Origin of the sequence: Priestia sp. YIM B13486, assembly GCF_042787865.1 — a bacterium.
Taxonomy (GTDB): domain Bacteria; phylum Bacillota; class Bacilli; order Bacillales; family Bacillaceae_H; genus Priestia; species Priestia megaterium.
In genome coordinates, this window is the sequence record NZ_JBHZOZ010000029.1 from 1 (window position 1) to 9,529 (window position 9,529).

The following is a 9,529-nucleotide window of genomic DNA, read 5'->3' on the forward strand; positions in this document are numbered from 1 at the left end:
CTGTGTCTCCTGCTGGCCCCGTTGGACCTGCTGGACCTGTGTCTCCTGCTGGCCCCGTTGGACCCGCTGGACCTGTGCCTCCTGCTGGCCCCGTTGGACCCGCTGGACCCGTTGCTCCTGTTGGACCTGTTGGACCTGCTGGAGCAACTAAGAGAGCCACGTCATCGACTAACACATTGGCTGTTCCTGCTTGAGGAGTCGTATGGATTAAAATAAAGGCCTGTGTGGTATTGGGTGGAGCTGGAGTGGTCGTTTGATAAATTTCAAGCCAGGTATCATTATCGGCAGTTGGAATGTGACCTACGGGAATAGTAGTTGCGAGGCCCGGACCCAGAAAATTAGAGAGACTATCGTAAAACGTCACTTGGATAAAAACAGGTGTCGATGGAGCCGTTCCGACTTTGGCGAATGAAGCAAGAACTTCCATACTTTCTCCAGGATTTAGTGGAACGAATTGACCAATATAAGAAGTAAAAGGACTACTTTGGAATCTGGCAGAAAACGAACCGGAATGTGAAAATTGACTGGTAACTGTTGTATTGGCAGAAGACCAAGGAGTCAGTGTTCCGGTTTCAAAGCTGCCATTTATGATTAAATTTTGAATCGACATGTTAAACATTATTCCTCCATTCTATTAAAGTAATATCTCTTTATCCTATGCTTCTTTCTTAGAAATGAGACGGCGCTTATCTTCATCTGTTATTAATTTTTTTTATTACTGGAACGTTTATGAGGGTGAGTTTTTTAAGATAAGAGTTCTGTTTAAAATGTTTATGTATACTCTGAATTCTTATTAGAAGCTAATATATAGCTTCATAAGGCAATATAATAATGTAGAAAAATAATTCTTCTTGTCTATCTATATCAAAAAAATGTATGATGACTTAATCTGGTTCTGGTGAAAAAACTTCAACATAACTGCAAGTAATCTCCCAAATTTGGACATACTGATACTATTACTCTAAAAAAGTGCTATGATCAGTATGGAAAAGCAGCATTTATTCAAGTAGAAACATTATCACTATGATATTATTTTGCAAACAGTAAAATGGTACCTACGGTACAACTTGAGCTTTCGTGATTTTGTGGAAATTATGGAGGAAGGGGGCTTATCCGTTGCTCATACAACCATTATGCGTTGGGTTCATGAGTATGTTCCTGTATTGGACAAACGAATCCTCAATCAAACAAATGACTCTTGGAGAGTAGATGAAACATATATCAAAGCAAAAGGGAAATGGATGTATCTATATCGTGCGGTTGATTCCAAAGGAAACACCATTGATTTTTATCTAAGCAAAACAAGGGATAACAAGGCTGCAAAGCGTTTCTTCAAGAAAGCTTTGCGGTCTCTTCATGTTTCAAAGCCTCGTGTCATAACCGTCAATAAAAATTCTGCTTACCCTATAGCCATTGAAGAGTTGAAGAACGAAAAAAAGATGCCTGTAGGCATCCAAATAAGGCAAGTGAAATATCTCAATACAACCTACAAACTTGTTATTGAACCAGTAGTTGGGCTACAATTCCCTAAATTAAAAGCTGTATTTGTAATGGCATTTAGATTTTTGAAGAAAATAGTATTTCCTTCTTGATTTGCACGCAAATTATCAACCCCATAACTATTTATAAAAACATTAAGATCATAGGAAGTTTGATAGCGTATTTCATATTTTTCAGCGTTAATTTCCATATCTGGATTAACTAAAAAAACGAGGAAATTAATTGAAGTATTTGGGTGAAGAATAAATTTTGTGTCAGTAATCGTTGTACGATCGCTCCAGTTTATCACTTTAATCCGTATCTTTACGTTAGTAGAGGGGTTAAGATTTACTAATTCGCTAAGAGCTGTAGTAGTATTAGGATGTTTATTTAATACACCAGTTGATAAATAAGACATTATTTAATCTCCTTATATTGTTTTATTGAAGGAGGAATACGAAAAAGCTGTGATCAAGGTCACGTACCGTTCTTTAAAAGTCTTTACATTACCTCCCGCATTATACTATACGTACTTTACAATTAACCTGTCTTAGTCAATGGCCTTTTTTATATCCTGAGAGAAAATATAATTAGATATTCCTATAAACTAGAGGTTATTAAGAAAATAATATTTCACAACTCAAGAAAACTACCTCAAGGAAAAATCATTAGTTACTCAACACACGGAAAACAAAACCATAAGAAAAAATAAAAGCCTTTAGAATAACTTTCTATTCCAAAGGCTTTTATTTTTTCTTATGATTAAAGGATATCTAATTTAATTAATAGCGCCACGAGGAGTTGAATAAGAATTTCAACATTAGCTGCAATGTCAGTATCTGTAGTAGTCACTTTAACATTTCTTGAATTTTTAACAATTGTACGTTGTCTATTAATTTGTTTAATAGAGGATTTTTGAAAAAGTTCTTGCGCCACTTTATCAGCTTCTGCGCTACTACCCAAAGTAATGGTTAAAATAAGCACAATAGCCGCTTGGAGAGCCGCTTGAATTGACAATCCTACTTTTGTACTCGTTGTATTAATTTCCACATCAGCCGAGTCATAAATTAAAATAGATTCTTCAGAATATTGAACAGTTTCAGCTTTTTGAGCTGCTAATTGATTGACATCATCGAAAATTGGATGAGAAGAAGAGTCTAAAGCACTCCACTTATTACTTTTACATTTTTTCTTATGATTCTGCTTACTCATATAGTACTTACCATCTTCTGGGTTATAGTAACTATAATAGTTATTCACTTGATCACCATTCCTTTACATTTTTTTATTAATGAAAAACTATAAAATGCTTGTACCAAAAAAAATTAAATAAAAAATGGTCTATTTTAGAGTTTTATTGATTCGAGATTGTAGTTCTGATGTGATTTTTTTAATTTTTTCTTTTTGATCGGGTGATAATTTTTTTAGTGCAGATTCTGAAACTCCATATTTATCTAGTACGCGTGAAATTAAAGCATCGGCAACTTTATCCGGATTTGGATTATTAAATGCAGAAGATATAATTTTTTTTAAATTACTCATTTTCACGAACCCCTCCTATAAAAAATATTCTTAAGTAAGAAATACCTCTAATAGTAGAGTATGCAAGTACTAAAAAGATGCTTGGGCTAATAATGATAGACAAGAATCCATTTTATAGAATTAAAAGTAATATATAATTTTTAGGCCATTCTTTTATCTAAAGCATTTTTATGATTTAAACTTATAATTTCTAATTAATTCAAGTTCTGCTCCTAATTGCAAAACAAATATCCCCCTTAGCTACTAAGGGGGATATTTATATCTTACTTTCTAAAGAATGTTGAAACGAATCTTTTAATTAAAGTATTACAGAAACTGAACCGGGAAGTTCTTCAATTTTTTACTTTTATTTTCTAAAAAACATACTCCAGAAACCTTTTGGTTTTGATTCCATATTTTCCTGGGCAGATGCTATAAGTTTTTTAGTATCATTAATTTCGCGTATTGCACTAGTCAATCTTTCATCCCGTTTTTCTAGATTGTTTTCAATATATTTATCTTGGTTGCTTAATTTTTCTGTAAGTTGTTCTATAAGCTTTCTTTGCTCATCAAGGCGCTGAATAAGTGCGATCTGAAATTGCTCATCTTTTTCAGATCTATTAAGCAAATCTTGAATTTTTTCTTCAAGGGAATCTACTTTTTTTTCGAGTTTTGTTTGTACATCAACTGCTTCTGGTATGATTTCTCCCTGAAGCCACTGATTTATCATTTTATAGCTCCAGTTTTGCTCCTGAATTCTTTTTTTTATTTCAATTAATAAATCAATATTTTGTTTGCTATATCTTCTATGTCCTCCCTCAGTTCGTTGAATTTGGAGATTAAATTCTTTCTCATATAAACGCACCAGGTCAATACTTAATCCAGTTAGCTTTACAGTATCCTTCAAAGTATAAACGACGTCATCATTTTTTTCTTTAGACATTTTTCTAGAGTTCTCCTTTCTACATAAAAATCTAGATGCTTGTAAAGGTTAATATATCAAGGTTAATAACGATTCTAGAATCTACTTTAACTAGATATTACTCCAGTTTTATATTCCTAGTAAAATTCTATCTATATTTTAGTAATTCCTTTATTATATGCTGATTTTTGTTTTGCTTAAGACAAGCCTAGTAACTTCTCTTGTTAATTCTAGATAAAATTATGAACTTTGCAAGAGTAGAACTATAAATTTTACATGCTATATAAATGCCCCTCATATTTAATACATTTGAGCCTAACAAGAAAGACAAGTTTCACTTGGCGCAAGAGGCCACAAAAACTGCCCAGTTTAACAGGATCAATTGGAAATCAGGAAAAACAGGATCTCCTGAATAAACTGGTGACAACACAAAACAACTTTTATCTGATGACGTTAATACGAGATTTCAAAGAATAGAGGGCGCGGTAGATGCAAATTCTCAAATCTAGAATGCCCTTTATCTAGACTAAATTCGAGATATTTAGTTTCATATGGCAGAGAGTCACGCAAATATTTTTTTCTCTACACTTTTGAAACTCCCAACAGAATCTAGAACCTTTATATCCCTTGATAATAAAGGGGTTATAATGAATCTAGAATGTACTTTATCTAGAATTTAATCAAGAATACCTATTCTTTTTTAAATTCTAGGATAGAAATATAAGAATTTGGTTCCTATATGCTTGATCGGTTTCCTTCATAGGTAGTATATCTATAGTACTTCTTTAATCTAATTGCATCATAAATTAACCACTTTAAAAACTTTAACGATAGTGTCTGAAACCTTCTAGTTTAACTTTGGTTAAACTAGAAGGCGTGTTCAGGAATTAGTTAGTCTGGTACATAACACAAGTTGAACTAATGGATACATAATATTGATATGACATGTTTTTTAAAAGATATTAAGTTAAACTTAATACCTTTTTGATTTCAGATATCGTTTGAAGCGATATAGAGCATGACGACTAGACAGGCCAAAGTAAGAAATAATATTTTCGTTTGAACATCCTTTTCGAATCTGGTCTAATATACAGCTGTTTCGAAAGTGAGTAGACCTCACATGAGCTTTTATGCCTGAACGTTTAACTTCTCTTTCAATCATACGCTTTGTTCCAATTACACTAATCCTTTTAGGTTTGTTTAAGCTGTAATCATACCAATAAGTCATTTTTTGAGGATGGAAAGAAATAAACAGTGGATCGTCTGTATAGTCTTTGGGTCTAAATAATAAAGGTATTGTTGACAGGTAGTCATATATAATTTTCTTATCGTGCTTAGAAAGCTCTAAGGTACGATTGGTTTTGTTGGTGCTAATGGTTAATGTATTTTGTCCAAAATTAATGTCCTGTATATTTAAAGATACCACTTCATTAATCGTGAGGCCGTAACGAAGCATAAGGATTAATATTGAATGGTTACGAGGTCCAATGTATTTATGTATCTGTAATTGCATATCACTTAGATGTTCATAACTTACAACAGAATGTAAAAGGATTGAAGCATCGACTTCTGTTATAAAGTCTGTGTCAGTTAACTCTCGCTGTTTTTTTGTTGTCCCTTTTAATATACCCAGTTGATCTGTGAGGCTATAGTATTTCAATAAGCCGTTTAAATGTGATGTTACGCGTCTTAAAGTAGCTTCTGACAGTTTTTTTTCTTTTAGGTACATAAAGTATCCTTCATAATATTTTAGGTCCTTTGGTAAGGTTTTTTGATCCAGCTTTGAATGATAACGAGTTAGCCATTCAAAAAACTTCTCTAAATCATGTTGATACATCGAAATTGTAGAAGTTTTTTTTCCAGATTCCTCTAAATAAGCAAGGAAGTCATGAAGAATAATAGGGTTATTCAAGTGAAATCACATCCATTTAGGTAAATTTAATATACTATTATTATAACAGAAATAAAGACGTACGCTTACTAAGAGAGATTTTTATCAAGAATTTCTGTATATTAAATTCACCTCCGTTTGAAGATCCTTATAAAAAACCACGCTTTTAACGGCGTGGTTTTTTATATCTGGCAATTCAATTTAAGCTTTATTTGAAATCTCACTTTGTAAAAATTCTTTGTAAATCTTTTTTAATTCTTTATCTTTAAAATCACTAACTAGTCTGGGCTCCAAACCTAATTCTTCACGCTTTTTCAAATCATCACCCATATTTCGGATGACTTCTTGTAAACCTGCTTCTTGGGCTTTTTTAACTTCTTGTTGACTAGGTTGATTTGAACTTAAGACCAACATTTTTTTCAATTCCTGAAACTGAAGAAGCTTTTCTTCAAATTCTACTTGAGTTCCATTTTCTTTAAAGAACAATTCTTGTTTTTCTTTTAACGTAAAGTCTTTAAAGGTTTCTTGTTTATCCCTAGCTTCTGCTATAAAATCTGGAACTAATTCTTTTTTAGGCGCCTTTTTAGAGTTAATGCGTTTTGATTCCTGCGAGATTTTGGCATAATCTTTTTGGATTGCTTTTACTACATAAGAATGAGGATAAGTGACCTCTCCTGTAATTGCACGATCTTGTGTGTATTTTATATTTCTTTCTAGGTGTTCTTTTGTAAATTCAGATAGCAGCCATTCTATTTTTTCTGGCTTAACTCCTAAGTTCTCTAACTCATTCTGGACACTGTTTTTATTATCGCCTAACTCTAATGATTCCTGGTTTAATTCTAGCTTTTTTTCGTTAGTAGCCTGCATTACAGGAGAACTAGTAATAATGAATTCTATAGATGTTACTTTTCTACCCGTCTTTAATTCAACGAATTCAAAATGGATGTCCGTTTTATTGTTAACTTCTTTTTGAGCGACTGCTAATACTTTACTTTTAAAGTGGCCATACTGTTTATACTTAGTAGGTTCAATAGCTAAAAAATGACGCAATTCTTCAAGAGTTAATTCTCTTTTTCGCAGACGCTCATATTGCTTAAGCAGCTCATAAATACGAATTGAATAAACTGAATTGAGTCTAACTACATTCTCTAATTGATACGATGTAAATTTTTCTTTAAGCTCTAAAAACAGGTACTTTAAGCTGGGGTGAAACTGCAATGTTATGTAGCCTTCATTCTCTTCATAGATAGACGTGATTACCCAGTTGTAATTTCTTTGTTTGCCTTTTTCTCTTATAGTAAGAATCTTTGTTTGTAGACCATTTACAATTTCTTTTAAGTAGGAGTAAAAACCTGTGCCTTTCTTATTGCCTACGATTTCGATGAAATCTTTAGCTCTAAACCTATAGGTCTTTAAGGTTTCGTCGTTAGGCTGTACTTTAGAAGCCATGATTAAAAGGATTCTTTGTTCCTGTAAAGATAATTTATATGTACTCTCAATGAGGATGTTTGATTTAGTCACCCAATTTTTTATATTTATACTCTCCAGATCATATGGTTGAACGACATTCGTTTTTTTCATAAAATCCCCCATATTTTTCTAAACTATCACTAAAGTATCATAAAAGTGATACTGTGTAAATTACATATTACAGGGCAACTTGTCCTTACAATTTAACTATCACGCAAAATTAGTGATACTTTATGATTGATGTTTACCCCTGAAACATCAATCGGTTTTGCTTTACCCCCTCATTTTTCAAATTAATACGCAAAATTAGTGATAGTTGAAGAATATCTATATTTCTAACGCAAAATTAGTGATACTTTATGAGCATCACCACTTTTCACGCAAAATTGGTGATAGTTAATTTATATTTACATATCCAACGCAAAATTAGTGATAGTTCGCGCAAAATTAGTGATAGTTTCACGCAAAATTAGTGATAGTTTCACGCAAAATTAGTGATAGTTCGCGCAAAATTAGTGATAGTTCGCGCAAAATTAGTGATAGTTTAGGCTTATAAATGTTATTACATCAGTACTTCTAGAAGGCCTAAAACAACAAAACAATAAAACAAATATATAAAAACAATTATGTAAAACACTAAAACATAATAAAAAGTAGTTGTTTTATTTTATAATTTCTAAGATTAGTAATCTGAGTGACTATACAAATATGTAGTGGGATTTTCGTAATATTAGCAGTATATCCAAAAGAAGTTACTTCTAATCATCAATGAAATATTGAGGTTTTATAAGGAGATCATGAATTCTTATTGAATTATAAGATTAATAGACGGTATAATAGAGTCAACAAAACAGTGCGGAATATAAAAAGACTCCAACGTGTGCAAGTGGTGCGCCAACACCCTTACACCGTTAACCCTAATACCTCTAGGGAAAACACCTGTCGAAGTCCTAATACATAAATTTAATTACGCCTTTATTTTATCGGATAATTAGATTTATTTCAAGGGCGTAGTCTGTCAAAAAATCCGACATCGTTTTCCTTTTTCACGGGATGCGATGTCTTTTTTTGTTCCTGAAAAGGAGAGAATAGACTAATGGCTGCGACACGTATGCTTACAACAGAGGAATTTGACTATATGAAGAATTATCATAGTTTCATAGAAAATCGTTCCCAACATCAATCAATGAAACGAAAACTACTTAAAGAAATTATCAATCTTTATGGAGAGAAATTTTATCGTCTCCATGAAGGAACAAGAAAAGCTTTAGACCGTCTTTGTTGGTTTGCTTCAGAAAAAGGATTTTGCTTTCCTGGTAGTACATATTTAGGTAAAACCTACGAAAAGTCAAAAGGCACAATCGATCGTCATTTAAAAGAACTGCGAAAGCGAGGACAAATTGTTACTGTTTATCGTCGCTGCCCTCGTAACAATGGAAAGGGGAATCCAGTACACCTATTTGTGAATCACCCTTATTTTCACCATTGGGTTAAGTATTTACAGCTCAATTTAGAGTCTCATGTTGAAGCAGATGTCGAAGCAGAAAATGCGGAAAGTTCATGTGAGAGTAAGAGCACAGAGGCAAAAAACTGTTCTACCTATAATCTATCTTTAAAAGATTTTAATAAATACATACGTAATAATGAAAATTCCAAACTCTCTTCTGAATACGTACCATCTCTTGTTCCCAAAACTTTTAGAGATACTGTAAGACCTTTTTTTCCTTATGCAGACGATATCTACGAACTATGGGGGAAAGTTCGTTTAGCTTATAGAATGAGTGGTATCGATAAACCGTTAGAAGAGTTAGTTTCCATTTCTGTGCAATCATTTAAAGAAACCATTTTCGCTTACAAGAGAAAACGAATAAAAAATACTTTTACAGCTTATTTCTTTGGAACACTACGGGGGCAGTTTGCTATTGAACGTAGAAGAGAGGTTCAATAGCAAACTGCCCCCGTAGTGTACTATTTTACAACGTTTTAAAAGCTTAATTTCTTCTATAGTAGATACACCTAAATATAATATGATTTTCCCAAAAAACATATTGACGTTCCGTGAAAAATATTATATTATGTTTAAGCGTCGTTGAAACATCTATTAACAACGAAGCAAAAAACAATTTTAAAAAGTTATTGACATTAGGTTGATAATTCGATATAATATTGAAGTCGCTTAAGAGCGGCGGTTGAACTTTGAAAACTGAACAAAGCGACAAACGTCAACGTTAAATTTTATTTTTTAA

8 protein-coding genes and 1 pseudogene are annotated in these 9,529 nt (G+C 32.6%); 2 read left to right on the plus strand and 7 right to left on the minus strand.

Going from position 1 to position 9,529, the window contains the following annotated elements:
- Positions 1–610, minus strand: a 610-nt coding sequence (locus ACFX4G_RS28040) for an NTTRR-F1 domain (protein WP_377578339.1), incomplete at its 3' end; no start/stop codon positions are given.
- A 373-nt stretch (positions 611–983) separates the two neighbouring features.
- Between ACFX4G_RS28040 and ACFX4G_RS28045 the strand changes: the two are divergent.
- Positions 984–1,592 (plus strand): annotated as a pseudogene (locus tag ACFX4G_RS28045) (IS6 family transposase).
- On the opposite strand, the gene ACFX4G_RS28050 reads toward ACFX4G_RS28045, so the two are convergent.
- The 6 genes from ACFX4G_RS28050 to ACFX4G_RS28075 all read right to left on the minus strand — a co-directional run bounded on the left by ACFX4G_RS28050 (position 1,487) and on the right by ACFX4G_RS28075 (position 7,394).
- Complete coding sequence (locus ACFX4G_RS28050) at positions 1,487–1,897, minus strand: hypothetical protein (protein ID WP_377578356.1); 411 nt, start codon at positions 1,895–1,897, stop codon at positions 1,487–1,489. The pseudogene ACFX4G_RS28045 and the gene ACFX4G_RS28050 sit on opposite strands and share 106 nt — an antisense overlap.
- Positions 1,898–2,241: 344 nt before the next feature.
- Complete coding sequence (locus ACFX4G_RS28055) at positions 2,242–2,691, minus strand: spore coat protein (RefSeq protein ID WP_377578353.1); 450 nt, start codon at positions 2,689–2,691, stop codon at positions 2,242–2,244.
- Between the two features lie 129 nt (positions 2,692–2,820).
- Positions 2,821–3,021 (minus strand): spore coat protein, encoded by a 201-nt coding sequence (locus tag ACFX4G_RS28060; protein ID WP_230185191.1) that lies wholly within the window; start codon positions 3,019–3,021, stop codon positions 2,821–2,823.
- A gap of 346 nt (positions 3,022–3,367) precedes the next feature.
- On the minus strand, positions 3,368–3,943 hold the full coding sequence (locus ACFX4G_RS28065) for a MerR family transcriptional regulator (protein ID WP_097825393.1): 576 nt from the start codon (positions 3,941–3,943) through the stop codon (positions 3,368–3,370).
- A 952-nt stretch (positions 3,944–4,895) separates the two neighbouring features.
- Positions 4,896–5,834: a tyrosine-type recombinase/integrase gene (locus ACFX4G_RS28070; protein ID WP_377578344.1), complete on the minus strand. Its 939-nt coding sequence runs from the start codon at positions 5,832–5,834 to the stop codon at positions 4,896–4,898.
- Between the two features lie 180 nt (positions 5,835–6,014).
- Positions 6,015–7,394, minus strand: a complete 1,380-nt coding sequence (locus ACFX4G_RS28075) for a replication initiation protein (RefSeq protein WP_377578347.1) — start codon at positions 7,392–7,394, stop codon at positions 6,015–6,017.
- 985 nt (positions 7,395–8,379) lie between these two features.
- On the opposite strand from ACFX4G_RS28075, the gene ACFX4G_RS28080 reads away from it, so the two are divergent.
- Complete coding sequence (locus ACFX4G_RS28080; protein ID WP_377578350.1) at positions 8,380–9,231, plus strand: transcriptional regulator; 852 nt, start codon at positions 8,380–8,382, stop codon at positions 9,229–9,231.
- Positions 9,232–9,529: the final 298 nt, after the last annotated feature.